Raw genomic sequence first — 666 nt, forward strand, 5'->3', positions numbered from 1 at the left:
GGCCTGGTCTACCAGGACGACGGCCTGGGCAAGGATGTGCTGGCCGGTGCGCAGGCGGCGGCGCAGACGCACGGCATCGAGCTGGCGGTGACGAGCGGCTATCCGCGCAACACGGTGCAGGTCGAGAAGTCGGTTGCCGACATCATCGACTCGAAGGTGCAGGTGGTGTTCCTCGGCGCGACCACCGCGGCCGGCATCGAGTTCGTCAAGCAGTACGCCGCCAGGGGCGGCCAGGGCATCCTGTACGGCATGTCGATCATCGACACCGATGCACTGCTGAAGGCGCTCGGCCCGGAGCGTGCACGCGGCTACGCGTTCTCGGTGGTGCTGCCGCTGCTGCAGCAGAGCAACCTGGCGGTGGTGCGCGAGTACATGCAGCTGAAGGCGGCCTCGAACAACCCGGACCTGTCGGCCCGCTCGATCGAGGGCTTCATCGCCGCGAAGGCGCTGGTGAAGGTGCTGGAGACCACGAACTCGCTGACGCCGGCTGGCGTCACCGCGGCGCTGAATGCCGCCAGCGCGATCGACGTCGGCGGCTACACGCTCGACTTCAGCGTCAACGACAAGCCGGGTTCGCACTACGTGAACTTCGCGATGTTCGGCGCGAACGGCAAGATCCTCAACTGACGACGGGGCCTGCATGCCCCGCGGGAGCGTGGGCATGAC

Annotated in this window: 1 protein-coding gene; it reads left to right on the plus strand. The window is 67.6% G+C overall.

From position 1 onward, the window contains the following. Nucleotides 1-627, plus strand: a 627-nt coding sequence (locus AC1D15_RS35860; protein ID WP_477829837.1) for an ABC transporter substrate-binding protein, incomplete at its 5' end; no start/stop codon positions are given. Between the last annotated feature and the right edge of the window lie 39 nt (nt 628-666).

This window comes from Rhizobacter sp. P2_H2 (genome assembly GCF_056403375.1).